The organism is Bacillus sp. GM2 (genome assembly GCF_056155945.1).
In genome coordinates this window covers 550,138-565,265 of sequence record NZ_JBRKSZ010000007.1, presented here as the reverse complement: position 1 = coordinate 565,265, position 15,128 = coordinate 550,138, and the positions used below count along the sequence as shown (strand labels likewise).

The 15,128-nt window shown below is 44.6% G+C and carries 14 protein-coding genes; 5 read left to right on the top strand and 9 right to left on the bottom strand.

Annotated elements, in window-relative coordinates; genetic code table 11:
- Window positions 1–25: 25 nt before the first annotated feature.
- From mbcS to ACVC9U_RS03845, 4 genes are all read right to left on the bottom strand, one after another.
- Window positions 26–1,624 (bottom strand): acyl-CoA synthetase MbcS, encoded by a 1,599-nt coding sequence (gene mbcS, locus ACVC9U_RS03860; RefSeq protein WP_031314684.1) that lies wholly within the window; start codon window positions 1,622–1,624, stop codon window positions 26–28.
- Window positions 1,625–1,757: 133 nt separating this feature from the next.
- Entirely contained in the window at window positions 1,758–1,970 is a 213-nt protein-coding gene (locus tag ACVC9U_RS03855; protein WP_003184396.1) for an alpha/beta-type small acid-soluble spore protein, read from the bottom strand.
- Between the two features lie 111 nt (window positions 1,971–2,081).
- Complete coding sequence (thiI, locus tag ACVC9U_RS03850; RefSeq protein WP_044789833.1) at window positions 2,082–3,287, bottom strand: tRNA uracil 4-sulfurtransferase ThiI; 1,206 nt, start codon at window positions 3,285–3,287, stop codon at window positions 2,082–2,084.
- 7 nt (window positions 3,288–3,294) lie between these two features.
- On the bottom strand, window positions 3,295–4,440 hold the full coding sequence (locus ACVC9U_RS03845; protein ID WP_044789832.1) for a cysteine desulfurase family protein: 1,146 nt from the start codon (window positions 4,438–4,440) through the stop codon (window positions 3,295–3,297).
- Between the two features lie 172 nt (window positions 4,441–4,612).
- Between ACVC9U_RS03845 and brnQ the strand changes: the two genes are divergently transcribed.
- Complete coding sequence (gene brnQ / locus ACVC9U_RS03840) at window positions 4,613–5,950, top strand: branched-chain amino acid transport system II carrier protein (protein ID WP_441390133.1); 1,338 nt, start codon at window positions 4,613–4,615, stop codon at window positions 5,948–5,950.
- Window positions 5,951–6,057: 107 nt separating this feature from the next.
- On the opposite strand, the gene ezrA is transcribed toward brnQ, so the two are convergent.
- Complete coding sequence (gene ezrA, locus ACVC9U_RS03835) at window positions 6,058–7,752, bottom strand: septation ring formation regulator EzrA (RefSeq protein ID WP_075751938.1); 1,695 nt, start codon at window positions 7,750–7,752, stop codon at window positions 6,058–6,060.
- A gap of 187 nt (window positions 7,753–7,939) precedes the next feature.
- Between ezrA and hisJ the strand changes: the two genes are divergently transcribed.
- Window positions 7,940–8,752, top strand: coding sequence for a histidinol-phosphatase HisJ (gene hisJ, locus ACVC9U_RS03830; protein ID WP_075751937.1), 813 nt, complete (start codon window positions 7,940–7,942; stop codon window positions 8,750–8,752).
- On the opposite strand, the gene refZ is transcribed toward hisJ, so the two are convergent.
- The gene (gene refZ, locus ACVC9U_RS03825) at window positions 8,745–9,383 is read right to left on the bottom strand and encodes a forespore capture DNA-binding protein RefZ (RefSeq protein ID WP_075751936.1); all 639 of its coding nucleotides are present in this window, start codon (window positions 9,381–9,383) and stop codon (window positions 8,745–8,747) included. The genes hisJ and refZ overlap by 8 nt on opposite strands.
- Window positions 9,384–9,512: 129 nt before the next feature.
- On the opposite strand from refZ, the gene ACVC9U_RS03820 reads away from it, so the two are divergent.
- A complete protein-coding gene (locus ACVC9U_RS03820) occupies window positions 9,513–10,007 on the top strand; it encodes a GAF domain-containing protein (RefSeq protein ID WP_075751935.1) in 495 nt (164 codons plus the stop codon).
- A gap of 13 nt (window positions 10,008–10,020) precedes the next feature.
- Here ACVC9U_RS03820 and ACVC9U_RS03815 read toward each other — a convergent pair whose 3' ends face one another.
- The gene (locus tag ACVC9U_RS03815) at window positions 10,021–11,712 is read right to left on the bottom strand and encodes a sensor domain-containing diguanylate cyclase (protein WP_441390132.1); all 1,692 of its coding nucleotides are present in this window, start codon (window positions 11,710–11,712) and stop codon (window positions 10,021–10,023) included.
- A gap of 331 nt (window positions 11,713–12,043) precedes the next feature.
- Between ACVC9U_RS03815 and rpsD the strand changes: the two genes are divergently transcribed.
- The gene (rpsD, locus tag ACVC9U_RS03810) at window positions 12,044–12,646 is read left to right on the top strand and encodes a 30S ribosomal protein S4 (RefSeq protein ID WP_075751933.1); all 603 of its coding nucleotides are present in this window, start codon (window positions 12,044–12,046) and stop codon (window positions 12,644–12,646) included.
- A gap of 287 nt (window positions 12,647–12,933) precedes the next feature.
- Window positions 12,934–13,164, top strand: a complete 231-nt coding sequence (locus ACVC9U_RS03805) for a hypothetical protein (RefSeq protein WP_075751932.1) — start codon at window positions 12,934–12,936, stop codon at window positions 13,162–13,164.
- Window positions 13,165–13,419: 255 nt separating this feature from the next.
- On the opposite strand, the gene ACVC9U_RS03800 is transcribed toward ACVC9U_RS03805, so the two are convergent.
- A complete protein-coding gene (locus ACVC9U_RS03800) occupies window positions 13,420–13,857 on the bottom strand; it encodes a DUF805 domain-containing protein (protein ID WP_145699675.1) in 438 nt (145 codons plus the stop codon).
- 480 nt (window positions 13,858–14,337) lie between these two features.
- Window positions 14,338–15,099 carry an MBL fold metallo-hydrolase gene (locus ACVC9U_RS03795; protein WP_075751930.1) on the bottom strand — a complete coding sequence of 254 codons (762 nt, stop codon included), beginning with the start codon at window positions 15,097–15,099 and terminating at the stop codon, window positions 14,338–14,340.
- Between the last annotated feature and the right edge of the window lie 29 nt (window positions 15,100–15,128).

Sequence of the window (15,128 nt, the reverse complement as noted above, 5' to 3'; positions counted from 1 at the left end):
CGGATATTCCCTCCTCTTTGTGTGGTTATTCAGCTTTCGTTTTAAGTGCGATTTCCCGTTGTCTTAGTTCAAAGCGCTTGATTTTCGCCGAAGGCGTTTTCGGCAGTTCTTCGATGAATTCTATCTCCCGGGGGTATTTATAAGGGGCCGTCATGGCTTTTACATGGTCTTGTAATTCCTTTGTCAGGTGTTCATTTCCGCGGGATGGGTCCTTTAAGACAACGTATGCTTTCACGATCGATCCCCTGATTTCATCAGGGCTTGCCACAACAGCACATTCTTTGACCTCAGGATGCTTGATCAGCGCATCTTCAACTTCAAACGGGCCGATTGTATATCCTGAGCTGATGATCACATCGTCATTGCGGCTTTCAAACCAAAAATAGCCGTCTTCATCCTTTCGCGCCTTATCGCCTGTTATAAAGTAATCCCCTCTTCTTTGTCGGAGCGTTCGTTCTTGATCTTTGTAATATTCTTTAAAAAGAGCCGGCGTGCTTAAGTGAACGGCAATATCGCCTGTTTCGCCCGGGGGACAGCTCTTTCCATTCCCGTCAATAATATCAACCAAGTTTCCAGGCGTCGGTTTTCCCATGCTTCCAGGCTTGATTTTCATACCTTTTAAAATCCCCACCAACAGCGTGCTCTCCGTTTGTCCGTATCCGTCCCGCACAGCAATATGAAAATGCTTTTTAAATGTATCGATGACTTCCCTGTTCAACGGCTCTCCGGCCGAAACAGCGCTGTGCAGAGAAGACAGGTCAAATCGGGACAAATCATTGACTTTCGCCATGAACCGGTACTCTGTCGGCGTACAGCACAGCACATTGACTTGATGGCGCTCAATCAGCCGCAAATACGTTTCCGGCGTGAATTTTCCATGATAGATAAAGCCGGTTGCACCGCTACCGAGCACTGCTAAAAACGGGCTCCATACCCATTTTTGCCAGCCCGGCCCTGCTGTCGCCCAGACGAGATCCCCTTCCGAAATGTCAAGCCATGCGGAAGCTGTCGTTCTTAAGTGAGCATAAGCCCAGCCGTGTGTATGTACAACCCCTTTTGGCTGACCGGTCGTGCCGGATGTGTAAGATAAAAATGCGATGTCATCGCGAGAGGTATCCGCCGCTTGAAAATCCGCTGCAATGGCCTGATTCATTTTTTCGAGCAGATTGATCCACCCTTCGCTGCTTTCTCCGACGGCAAATAACGACAGTGCCTCTTTTGAACGAACATCTAGAAAAGCATCAAGAAATGCTGAATATACGACGGCTCCTTTGACGCCTGCATGCTTGATCCTGTAATCCAAGTCTTTCGCCCGAAGCATTTCGGAACATGGGATGACCACCATTCCAGCTTTTAAAATGGCCATGTACACGGCATACGTTTCCGGTATCCGCGGCATCATCACGATAAGCTTGTCACCTTTTTTCAGTCCAGAACGGGTTAATATGCTGCCGATTTTGTAAGCCTTTTCAATCAATTTTTCATAGGACCATGACACTTGACGCCCTGATTCATCTTCCCAGATCAATGCGGTCTTATCGCGGGAAGATTTAAATTTTTCAATTTCATCAACCGCATTATACTTCTCCGGCGCAATCAAATCTTCTCTTCTCAACCCTTCCATCTCCTTGTCTTGTGCCATCTTTTTATTATACATAATCCTTTCATACAATTGTATTCCGAAATGCCTATTTTGCAGAACATAAAAAAGAGTGGGGATTAAACCCCACCCATTATCCATTGCTTTTTAATTTTAATTATTGTTGTGTTCCACCCATTTGCTGTTGAGCGAAAGAAACTAAACGCTTAGTGATTTCTCCTCCAACTGAACCGTTTGCACGAGAAGTAGTTTCTGCTCCAAGGTTAACGCCAAATTCAGAAGCGATTTCGAATTTCATTTGGTCGATAGCTTGAGCAGCACCAGGAACCAATAGTTGGTTAGAACTGCTTTGTCTGTTGTTTTGAGCCATGTGTTCTCACCTCCTTGTGAGTATAGATTGTGTAAAAACACATGACTTCATACAAAGAATGTTTGGTAATTGTATGCAAAAACAGACAAAGATGTTTGATTGAATATTCCTTTAGAAAAAATCCGCAAATTGATCTTTCGTTTCCGCTTTGCTGCTCAAAACAATCGTTTCCGTGTTTTCCACAGCTTCGTTGATAAGCGGTTCGAAATCTGTGTAGCTTTCAAAGTGTTCGATTTTCTCTTTTTTCGGACGCGTTTTCGGCGCAGAAGGCGTAAAGATCGTGCAGCAGTCTTCGTACGGACGTATGCTGATATCGTACGTATCGATTTCCTTCGCTTTTTCGATGATTTCCGTCTTATCCATGCCGATTAAAGGGCGCAAAACCGGCGTGCTCGTGACCGCGTTGATGGCATACATGCTTTCAAGCGTCTGGCTTGCCACCTGGCCGAGGCTTTCCCCTGTAAAGATCGCAAGCGCGTTATGGCGTTCGCGCAGTTTGTCGGCGATCTGGAGCATCAGCCTTCTGGTCGCCGTCATGGAATAGTTCTCGGGAATCTGCTTTTGAATGAGCTCTTGAGTTTTTGTAAACGGAACGATATGAAGCTTGATGTCTCCGCCAAAAGCCGTAAGCCGCTTAGTAAGATCGATCACTTTTTGCTTGGCCCGCTCGCTTGTATATGGCGGGCTGAAAAAGTGAACGGCTTCGATCTCAAGTCCGCGCTTCATGGCATAGAACCCGGCAACAGGGCTGTCGATTCCGCCGGATATCATAAGCATCGCTTTTCCTCCGCTTCCGACCGGCAGTCCGCCCGCACCTTTTTCATCCCGGAATGTCAAATACGTGGCATCTTCCCGAATTTCGATACGCAAATGGATGTCCGGGGAGTGGACGTCAACGGTAAGATCGTCGGTGTTGCGCAAAATGTGTCCTCCGATCTCGGCATTCATCTCATTTGTATTTAATTCAAACTGCTTATAAGCCCTTTTCGTCGATACTTTAAAGGTATCCCCGGGCTTGTATTGTTCTTGAACAGAAGCGAGCGCCGTCTCTTTAATGCTTTCCAGATCTGTCCGGCACTTCACGGCAAGACTGAACGATTGGATGCCGAAAACGTGTTTCAGACGAGCCATTACAGCTTCAGCGTCTTCTCCGTTTAATACGAGAGTCATTCTGTCGCGTGTTGATTCATAACGGACCTTGCGGAAATCGCGCAAGACCATTTTGATATTTCTTTTCAGGCGATCGACAAAAAGCTTTCTATTCTTTCCTTTTGTTGAAATTTCGCCAAATCTGATTAAAATGTAGTCCTCATTCATTGTGCCTCTACCTCATAATTCCTTTTAGTTTGTGTAAACTTTCTTTTAAGGCCGTCATAAACGGGCCGACAATCTCATGATTATCCCGGTACGTCATGCTGATTCTGATGCTGCTTGAGGCCGCATCTTCACCTTTTCCCATTTCTAAAAGCACCTTGCTCGGCTTATGCTGTTTTGAAGAGCATGCTGATGTCGTCGATACGAAAATATCCCGCTCCTCTAGCATATGCAAAAGGACCTCAGCCTTCAATCCCGGAACGGAAAAATTGATGATATGCGGCGCGCTGTTTTCTTCCGGCGTATTTAATATAACACCTTTCAGCTCTTTTAGCTCCTTGATAAAAGCTGATTTTGCCGCCTTTATTTCTTCTATATAATGGTTATAATCCTGTTTTGACAAATTGATCGCTTTTGCAAGTGTAACGGCGCCGGCGGTATTTTCAGTTCCAGCACGCCTGTTGTTCTGCTGTTCTCCTCCGGAAATCAAAGGAAAAAGCGAGATCCGTTCGTTTAGAATGAGGGCTCCTGTCCCCTTTAAGCCGTGAAATTTGTGACCCGAGATTGTACAAAGGTCAATGGCTGCCCCGGAGATGTCCAGCGGAACCTTGTTGATGCCCTGAACATGATCAACGTGAAAGTATGCCCTTGTGTTTTCTTTTACGATTTTCCCGATTTCTTCCAGAGGCTGGATGACGCCTGTTTCATTGTTGACGTGCATGATGCTTACAAGAATCGTGTCTTTGCGGAGCGCTTGTTTCAAGTCTTCAAGAGAAACAAAGCCATGGCCGTCGACAGGAAGATATGTAACCTCAAAGCCGAAGGCCGTCTTCAGCTGCTCCAAGGATTCCGTCACAGACGGGTGTTCAATGGAGGAAGCAATGATATGCTTTCCTTTTTGCGCATGTGCCAAAGCAATGCCTTTAAGCGCCATGTTATTGGCTTCTGAAGCGCCGGACGTAAACACGATATCATGATTTTTTAGCGAAAGCGCCGATTTAATCTGTTTCCGCGCTTCAGAAAGCAATTGATCCGCTTCAACGCCGTGGCGGTGCAGAGACGACGGGTTGCCGAAGAAGCGCTGATTTACTTGTTCATAAATTTGTAATAATTCAGGATATGGTTTTGTTGTTGAACTATTATCAAGATAAATCATGATCTACTCCTTTAAAATGAACGTTCTTCATATCAACTTGTAATTGAAAATTAAAAATAAATGTTTGACTTCTCTGATTTTTAAAATATAATAGTCTTTGGACTTTTGTCATATTATATCACGAAAATAAATTGACAGAAAATTTAAACAAAATGCCAGGAGGTTCTTTTTAATGAAAACTTCACTATCCGCTAAGGAAACGACGGCGATTGGGCTTATGCTGTTCGCCCTCTTTTTCGGAGCGGGAAATATGATTTTTCCTCCCCAGCTTGGTCAAGCTGCCGGAGAGAATATTTGGCCGGCTATCATCGGATTCTTGCTGACGGGCGTTGGTCTTCCTCTGCTCGGCGTCATCGCGGTTGCTTTAAAAGGGAGTGCAAAAGGCCTAGCTGACAAAGCCCACCCGGTCTTCGGCACGATATTAATCGTCAGCATTTATTTAACGATCGGACCTTTATTTGCCATTCCGAGGACGGGAAACGTTTCATACGTCATAGCGGTTGAGCCGTTTTTAGGAAAACATTCGTCAAGTCTTTATCTGTTCATCTTTACCCTGATCTTTTTCGGGATCACTTATTTCTTGGCGTTAAACCCAAGCAAGCTTGTTGACCGCATCGGTAAAATTTTAACACCGATATTATTGACTGTAATCGCAATCTTAGTCATCAAAGCGTTTATCACCCCAATGGGCAGCATCGGATCTGTGACAGAGGCCTATCAATCCGCACCTCTGTTTGTCGGATTTTTAGAAGGGTATAAAACGATGGATGCGATCGCTTCAATCGTATTTGGAATTGTCGTTATTACCGCGATTAAAGACCGCGGCGTTACAAATCCAAAGTCAATCGCCGCTTCATGCATCAAAGCGGGGATAGTCGCTGCAGTCGGTCTCGGACTCGTTTATGTTTCTCTCGCTTATTTAGGGGCGACAAGTGTTGAAACCGTCGGTTCGCTCGACAACGGCGGCGAAATATTGTCCAAAGCTTCCGCGTATTTGTTCGGCTCGCTTGGAAATGCCGTGCTCGGTATCGCGATCTTGTTCGCCTGCCTGACGACGAGCGTCGGACTCGTTTCCTCTTGCGGAGAGTATTTTTCAAAGCTGATTCCGAAGCTCTCTTACAAAGCTGTTGTCATCATCGTGACGCTTTTCAGCCTTGTGATTGCCAATTTCGGACTGACAGAAATCATCTCGTTTTCAGTACCGATTCTGTCGGCGATTTATCCGCTTGCGATCGTTGTCGTTTTGCTCTCATTCATTGACAAGCTGTTTGCTGAACGGCGCGAAGTCTATATCGGTGCCCTTATCCCGACTGGAATTTTAAGCATCATCGACGGATTAAACGCGGCGAAAATTCCGCTGGGGCCGGTTAACGATATCTTAAAAGCGAACATCCCGCTGTTCAGCATGGGTGTCGGCTGGGTCATTCCGGCTGTTATCGGCGCGGTGATCGGTTACATTGTGACATTTTTTATCGCTTCGCCGAAAGACAAATTAAAGAAAGTCAGCTGATCTTTGAAAAACCGGCTCTGTTTTTAAACAGGGCCGGTTTTTTTATCTTTCATTGCAGCTTTAGATAAAAAAACCCGACACGCCTCTTCACGTGCCGGGTTTTTGCTCTATTCAGGCTGCTTCGCGTCCGCTGCAAGCCGGGCCACTGCTCCCGGCGACGCTTTTTCCACCGCTCTGGCGGCAATGTCGTAAGCCTCTTCATACTGATATGCGTAAAAACTGTTCTCTGCTTCTTTCAGCTGTTCGGAAAGAATCCGGTCCTGGCTTCTGAATCGGTTGCCATATTGGATGATGCGTTCGATCAGCAAAACCATTTCAACCAGTTCATCCGTCTTTGTTTTCACTTCTGTGACAAGCTGTTCCGCCTCTTGAAGGCGTTCGTTCACCGCATCCATGTTCAGCGGCAGCTCATTCAGCTGTTCTGTCACTTTCTGCACAGTCGTCTGCGACTGCCGGATCTTTTCGGTTATGGCCTCCGGAATGCCTGGAACATTGCTTTTCTCCAGGCTTCGCGCCGTATCTTTGATCGTCCGCTTCAATTGCTTGAGAAGCTCTCTTGCCTGAAGCTCTTCTTTTCTCAGCATTTGCAGCATGTCCCTGTATTCGTCATGCTCCCGTTGAGCGGCTTCCATCTGCTTTTCGATATCCGCAAGCTCTTCTTTTAACAGCGAGTAGGCGACATGTTTCTGATCAAGCCTTTCTCTCACTTGTTCGAACTGCTTTTCGATCATTTCAAGGCGCTTTTCGTATGACTGCTGTTTCTCCAGTTCTCCGGTTGTCAGTCTGTAGCCTTTCTTAACGAGCTCGGTTTCAGCTTCGGTATCCTTTTTGGAGGCTTCAAGCTTTTCCAATGCAGCGGCAAGCTCAGGCACTTTCCCCAAAATTTCCTGCCCTGCTTCGACTTCATGCTCCAGCTGGTTATACAGCGTCTGGATCGTTTCATCAATCATCTGCACGATTGCGGCGGCTTCTTCTAAATCAAGTTCGTCCAAAAGCGCACCTTCAGCGCGCTTCAATTCTTTCAAAAGGTTTTCGAGCTCCTTCTCCACTTGAATATGATCGAGCTTGTACCCTTTATCGATCATTTCCTGATAGCCGGCTTTCAATTTGGCAAGTTCCTGCGGAACGGTCTGCTTGCAGCTTGCAAGCAGTTTCGGCACATCGTCTATGTATGATTGAAGCTCTTCAAGCAAACGGTCTTGGGCAAGCAGCACCTTTCTGGCTTCTATATAATTTCCGCCTTCTGTTTCCTCTTCAAACTGTTTAATGCCTTCCCACACGGTGTCGAGGTCGGCTTCAATTTTCTCATAGAGGTCTCCGTACAGGTGGCTGTATGCCAAAAGGTTTTTCCGCACTTTTGTATACCGTTCTTTTACCTCTTCGATTTCTTTGCGGTTCTGCTCTTCGCTCGAGACAAGATCGGCGATTTCCTTTAAGATGTCTTCAATGTTGGATTCAGCCGCTGATAAAAGATTCTCAATATGCGCAAGCACCTGTTTCGATTTTTGAAAACGGTATTTGTCGGCGCAATCCTCGGCTTCAAACAGAAGCTCTTCGACTTTGGGCATATGCGAGGTGACGATTTCATCCCATTCCCGGCGCCACCTTTCAAAGAATTCCTCAGTCTGCCCCGTCATTTTCAGATGCTTGATTTTTGACATCTCTTCCACGATCGATCGGTTCATGATTTCAATTTTCCAAGCTTCTAAACGGTCGATCTCTTTATATATATTTTTTCTGAATAAGTAGCCCGTAGCGAATAAGATTAAAAATAACGCCAGTAAGCCAATGACAAACTCCATAATGAGCCCCCTTGCTGTTTATCTGTTCTGTCAGGGTATGATATTTGAAATTGTTATGTAAAAATGAAGTTAAACTATCGTTTTCATTGTTCTTATGATACCATGTAACCAACATTTTTTGAGCAGAATTTTTAATTTTTTTACATCAAAGTGACAACATCTGACTATTTTTTTACGGGGTGACATCATGCTGAAACGAGACGGTCATGTTCATTCTCCTTTTTGTCCGCACGGATCAAAAGACGAATTCAGATATTATATAGAAGAATTATGCAAAAAAGGCTTCCGATCCGTATCCTTCACCGAGCATGCGCCGCTTCCGCCTTCATTCATGGATCCGACTCCGGAGAAAGACAGCGCCATGCCGATCTCCGAGCTGGACCGCTATATTGAACGGCTGACCGAACTGAAGACAGAATACAAAGGACAGCTCGACGTTTTGATCGGTCTTGAAGTCGATTATATCCGCGCCTTTGAACACGAAACGAAAGCTTTTCTCGATCAATACGGCACGCATCTTGACGACAGCATTCTTTCCGTTCATTTTTTGCCGGCCGGATCTTCGTACATCTGCCTTGACTACGATGAAAAAGCGTTTCAGCAGCTGATCGGCTGCTACGGCAGCACAGAACAGGTCTATCTCGCCTATTATGACGAAATCTATTCTTCCATTGTATCACCGCTGGGAGCATTTAAGCCAAAACGAATCGGCCACATCACGCTTGCGAAAAAATTTGTGAAGCTGTTTCCGTATACGATGTCAGAAAGCGTCAGAAAATCAGTCTCCTCCTGTCTGGATGAAGCTGCAAAACGCGGATTCGAACTTGACTTTAATACGTCCGGCCTCCGCAAGCCTTATGCAGGCGACGTCTATATGGAAGAATGGATGATAAAAGAAGCGGAACAAAAAAACATCCCGCTTGTCTTTGGGTCTGACGCCCACCAAGCAGAGGATGCCGGATTTGGTTACGAACAGTTTGAGAGCCGCTTTGCTAAATAACGGCGGCTTGCCGACCTTCTCTGTACAACAGACTGAGAAGCCATGTTTTGACTTCCTTGTAATACGCCTGATAAAAGTACGGCTCGTGCGGCTGTACATAAAGCACTTCTGAAATATATTGAGGCTGCAGATAAGGCATCATTAAAAGCGACTTCAGCTGAATCATAAAATGGGAAAGGGGAAAACGGGAAAATTCGTTGTCCTCATTTCCCTTTTCAATGATCAGATGGAGAATGTACTTTTCTTTTGTTAAATATGTCGACAACACTTCACGATTCAGTGTGGAATCGATCGTGACTTCGCGATAAACAAACCGAGTTAATTGACGATGCTCATGCTGATACGATAGAATATCAAAAACCAATTGAAGAAGGCAATCCGTTGCACCTGCATCCTGAAGGCGTTCATAACCCTTTTCAAGGACTCTTAAATAGCCTTCATAAAAACGGGATATCAAATGCTCCATTAAACCGCCTTTTCCATTAAAATAATAGGAGATGTGGGCGACATTAACATTGGCTGCTCGGGCAATTTCGCGGACGGATGTTCCTGAAAAACCTTTTTGGTTGAACAGCTCCACGGCAGATTCGATGATCCTGTCCTTCGTGGTTGAAATAGCGTTTGATCCCATCTTGTTTCACCCCTTCTTACTTAAAACAATTCCACTTCAAACGGAATTGTTCCTGTAAAAAGTGCTCGACAAATAGCATCACGGCAAGCGTGTTTTTGCCATTTCAAAGAAAAAGCGAGGGAAATTATCATGTTTCATGTCGAAAAAACAGAAGGCAGCAAAGAAAAAAAATACGAGCTTCTCCTCAAACAGATCGATGCGCTGACAGAAGGCGAACCTGATATGATCGCCAATACAGCAAACGCCTCCGCTCTTTTGTATCAATCATTGGAAGACATCAACTGGGCGGGTTTTTATTTTGCCAAAGACGGCGAGCTTGTGCTCGGGCCGTTCCAGGGACTTCCTGCATGCGTAAGAATCCCGTTCGGGAAAGGCGTCTGCGGCACCACTTATACAAACGGCCGGGTTGAGCGCGTTGAAGATGTGAACGCGTTCCCCGGACACATTGCGTGTGATGCGGCATCCCAATCCGAAATCGTAGTTCCGCTTGAAGTTGACGGGAACATCATCGGAGTGCTCGATATCGACAGCCCGATTAAAAACCGCTTCGACGAAACGGATGAATATTATTTGAAAAAGTTCACAGAGAAGCTTGGAGAGCGTTTAAGCGAAAAGAGCCGGTAAATCCGGCTCTTTTTTAATGTGTCATGAACCTGTTTTTCCCGTTCCGCTTTGCATTGTACAGCGCGACATCCGCCTCTTTAAAAAGGTCGGATAAAGATTTCGGACGATCCTGAGACCAATGGGATACCCCGCACGAAATCGTCACCGTCGGATCCGTATATTCCCTGACAAGCATTATGAGCCTTTCAGCAAGCATTTCACCGGCGTTCAGCCTTGCTTTCGGCAAGTATACCGCAAGCTCTTCTCCTCCCCACCTTGCTGCGACATCCTGGTCGCGGATGTTTCGCTGGATCACCCGGGCGACTTGAATGAGAATATCATCGCCTTTCTGATGGCCGTACGTATCGTTAATCTGTTTAAAATCATCGATATCAATCAATACGAGCACGCCGCTCTCATCCGCTTTCATACTGTATCCGATTTTTTCATCGAAATAGCTTCTCGAGTAAAGCTCTGTCAAACGGTCTGTTTGAACAAGATACTTCAGCCGGTCGCGCAGCATCAAATTCGATACGGCGAGCGTGGAATGCCTGATCAGCGTCTGAAACAGCTTAAACATCTCAAACGAAAAGGAGCAGACGTTTTTTTTCAACACGATGACAAATCCTTTGTTTTCATTATTTTCCAGCATCGGAACGCCCATTAATGAAGCATATCCTTCATTCCCAAAAAGCGAAGAACCGTTTCCGACAAACACCCCGTTTTCCTCTGAAATCTTTTCTTTAACATAGCGGATGTATGGAAGGGCATCATCAGTCTGAAAAAAACTAGTGCTTTTCGGCAGCAGGTTTTCCTCGCCCAAGTGATTTTTATAAAAAAAGCCCACTTCTTCGGCACCAAATGAACTGATCAGCCTTTCGGACAAACTCTTCATCATATCCGGGAGGCGTTTCGTCCGGTTCAGCTGATGCGATGTTTCATTAATCAGCTCCAAATTTGAAATCATATTCTGCGACTGTTCGTAAAGCCGTGAATTTTCAAATGCTTTCCCTGCCGCATTCGAAATAATGCATATATCCGCTGCCGTATCGGCAGCGCCTGGTCCAAAGGCTTTCAAAACGCCGTACGTTCCCTGCCGGCCTTTAATCGGAATGTATACTTCCGCTTCATTTTTGCTCTTCACCTGTCCTGATAAGTATGCCTCCAAGGCGAAAGAATCGGTCGATTCGCTTTGCACATCCAACTCTATCGCAGGGAGGTTGATGTATTGATCCTCATCGTATGACAAGAAAAGACAATACGTTAAAAAAGGAAACACACTCCTTAAGCTTTCGAGCATTGTCTTGAGCACCTGCTCCTGATCCATCAGCTCATGCAGCAGCTCCGTCTTTTCATAAATCTTTGTTTTCTTAAGCTCATCACGAAATAATGCGTCAAGCTCCAGACAATGCACCAAAAACAGATGAATGGATTCCGCGAGACGTTCTGGTAATTTATGATTCTTTTGACATGAAAGTTCTATATATTTGCTGTTTTCTTCTATTGTTATAATGATATAATAATCATTAACTCGACTGATTTGGTCGTTCGCTCCCTGCGGTCTTGAAGAAGGACGCAATGAAAGAGATATAAACAAAAAAAATGACTCTGCTGCCGCTTTTAGCCAGGCAACAGAGTCATCGTACGAGACTGCCGGCCTTTTTAAAAGAAATTGGAACAGCTTCTGATGAAAAGACAGATATAGGTCTTCAGTTTGTTTATTCATGGTCATCACCTTAAAAAAATCCGTTTTGTGTATTTTATTTTCCTGATTATATCATAAAAAACAGGACTTTATACTTATTAACGATTCGTGCTCTTTGGGACAGTCCATGAATGGTTGACTTTGCACAGCGGACATTATATAATCTTCTTTGTGTGAAATAATGCAGCCTTTTTGTTCTGCTTCTGTGTTTCATTTTGTTCCTTATCTATTAAGGTGTATCGTGTAACTCTTTGCTGCTGGAGCGAGGATACATGAAAACAAAATGGACATGGCTGAATTGAACAGATGGGTTTTATTTTCACAAAAATAAAACCAAAGGAGGAGTCACATTATGGCTCGCTATACAGGTCCAAGCTGGAAAATATCCCGCCGTTTAGGCATCTCTTTGAGCGGTACGGGTAAAGAATTAGAAAAACGGCCTTACGCACCAGGTCCTCACGGTCCGGGACAGCGTAAAAAACTATCAGAATATGGTTTGCAATTGCAAGAAAAGCAAAAGCTTCGCCATATGTACGGTGTGAACGAACGCCAATTCCGCAACCTTTTTGACAAAGCTGCGAAAATGGCTGGTAAACACGGTGAAAACTTCATGATTCTTCTTGAAGCACGTCTTGACAACATCGTTTACCGTCTTGGCCTAGCGCGCACTCGCCGCCAAGCACGCCAATTGGTAAACCACGGTCACATTCTTGTTGACGGAAGCCGCGTTGACATTCCGTCTTACCAAGTTAAACCTGGCCAAACGATTTCACTTCGTGAAAAATCTCAAAACCTTTCTGTCGTTAAAGAAGCGGTTGAAGTGAACAACTTCGTTCCTGAATACCTGACTTTTGACGCTGAAAAGCTTGAAGGTTCACTAACTCGCCTTCCAGAGCGTTCTGAGCTTCCTGCTGAGATCAACGAAGCATTGATCGTTGAGTTCTACTCTCGTTAATAGAAAATGCTCTTTAAAGAGCATTGGCAAAAACCCTGGAATCGCTGATATATTAGCGATTCTAGGGTTTTTTGTTGTCCTCCGTTGATTCGGGGAGATTGCGGGCTGTTGATAAGCCGGGAATAAAACGGACCCAGCCCATAAGCGTCGGGTTTTTGATAGATGATTTTTCTTGCAAGGTACCTCCTCACGAGCAAGATATGACAAACGTCTCCTTTTCTCTAATACAGATTTTCGGTAAAATCAAATCGTTGGTTAAAGAATGAAAACTGGGGAGTGACCAACAAATGCTTATGTTTTTTGGTAAGTTTGTCTTGTTCTACTTGTTCTGTTTAGCTGCATTCGCCATTTTCAAAGTCATGTACTACAATATCAGCAAAAAATGGGTTGCAAAGACTAAAGATGGCACTAAACTGAATTGGGCTTTGAATGTCTTTGTTAAACACGGTAAGAAAATGGACAGCAACGACTGCTTTGTTATGGGGGTGTTAGCGGGATGGTGTGCGATTTATTTATAAAAAACTCCCGGAAGGCTTCGATGAGAGCCGAGATCCGTCTCGCGATACCGCATCTTAGTGACTGCTTTTGTTTTAGTCTCGCCCATTTGACTGTCTCCGGTATCTCAAAACCATCCTGAATCATCACTGAAATTGATACGCCAAACAATCTTCGGAAATACGGGCTTCTCTCATTAAAAATCAAGTTAACAGTCTTCCTTCAGACTATAAAAAAACCCCAATCGCCAGATGATTGTCTAACAATTGGCGTGCAATTTACGATACATTTACTTTTGGATTTGGCCCATATTGATTTTCTTTTGTTTCGCCAGCCTGACAGTAAAAAATCAGCAGAATGACAGCACCGATTATCGGCAACAAGCCAATTAAAATCCACCAGCCGCTTCTTCCGGTATCATGCAGCCTGCGGACATTGACAGCCAAAGAGGGCAGCAAAACAGCCAACTGATAAATTAAGATCAGGACGTACCCGAGGAATCCACCGCCGTACCCGATGATATATCCTACTTGATATCCGTCATATCCTTCCGCTGTCATGATTCCTGAAATAAATAAACTTACGATCATTACGGTTAAGATAAATAAAATAAAACATATGATGCCGTTAAATAAATGAAACAACCAATATTCCTTTCGTCTTGCTCTCCCTTCAAAATTCGCATAATTCCTCAAGCCTTTCCAATACCACTTCATACAAGTTCCTCCATTGTCAAATCTATAAATTTGCGAAAAACATAAGAATTATACCATAAAATATCATTTTCAACCATTTAATTGAAGGATGCTCCCAAGTCATCTTAGAGGAACATTTTTTCTAATTGGAATTTGAGCTTGTTCCTTTTCAACATTCACTTCTCATTTCACCATTGCTTCTGTATAATATGAATCATCCATTTCGCCTCTGTAGCTTTAGAAGGGAAGAGCGCCGTAAAACATTGTAGGAACGGGTCGCAAGGCAAGGGTTTCAGAAGCACCGAAAAGCAAATAGCTGAGACAGGTGGAATTCCTGTCGGTGAAAGTCCGTAGGGAAGCGTGTTCTCCCCCAGCCTATGCTTACGAGAGGAGTGCGGGTTCGAATCCCGCCGGAGGCATTGATCTTTGTTCTCGAAGAAGAAGTCAAAAAACAGACAGAAATTCACTGTCTGTTTTTTGACGGCTTTAATCTGTCATATATTAAAATGTGTAAGATTCGCCGTCATCCGGCACGAGTACGCGAGAGGACATTCCTTTTTCACGAATGAAGCTCTTCAATTCTTCCCGTGATAAAGTCCAATGGTTGACAGCTTCCATATGACTGGAAATGATTGTGGCCTGAGGTGCAGCTTGATAGACTTTGGCAATATCCTCTTTCCCCATCACAAGAGACCCTCCTTCAAAGAACTGATTGTCTCCTCCGTTAACGACTATGATGTCCGGCTGATGCGCAGCGATTTCTTCCCGGACACCTTCATACCAAACTGTATCCCCTGCCACATACAGCGTTTTCTCCTTTGAGTGCTTGAAGACAACACCGCACACTTCTCCGGCAAGCTTTAGTATCTCTCCTCGTCCATGCTCGCCTTTTGTCTTGATTAATTGAATCCCCTCAAACACCGTATTTTTTGTTAAAACCTCTATATTTTGAAAACCGGCTTTTCTCACTTCCTCAGCATCTGCTTCATTTTGGACAAACAGTTTGATTTCTTTCGGCAACAGATCTTTGGCAGCATCGTCAAAGTGATCTAAGTGCAGATGAGTGATGATGACTGCGTCTGTATTCTTGACGAGCTCGCGGGTTGGCACAGGCAGGCTGACCAAAGGGTTGTTTTGCTCTTGTCTTGCTGAGTTCGGGAAAGGAGGATAAGCGCCTTTCTCAGCCAGCATCGGATCTATTAAAAATGTTTTGCCCGCATATTTGACGGCTAATGTTGCATTTCGAATTTGTTGAATATTCATCGTTATCATGCCTTTCCTTTCATTTACGA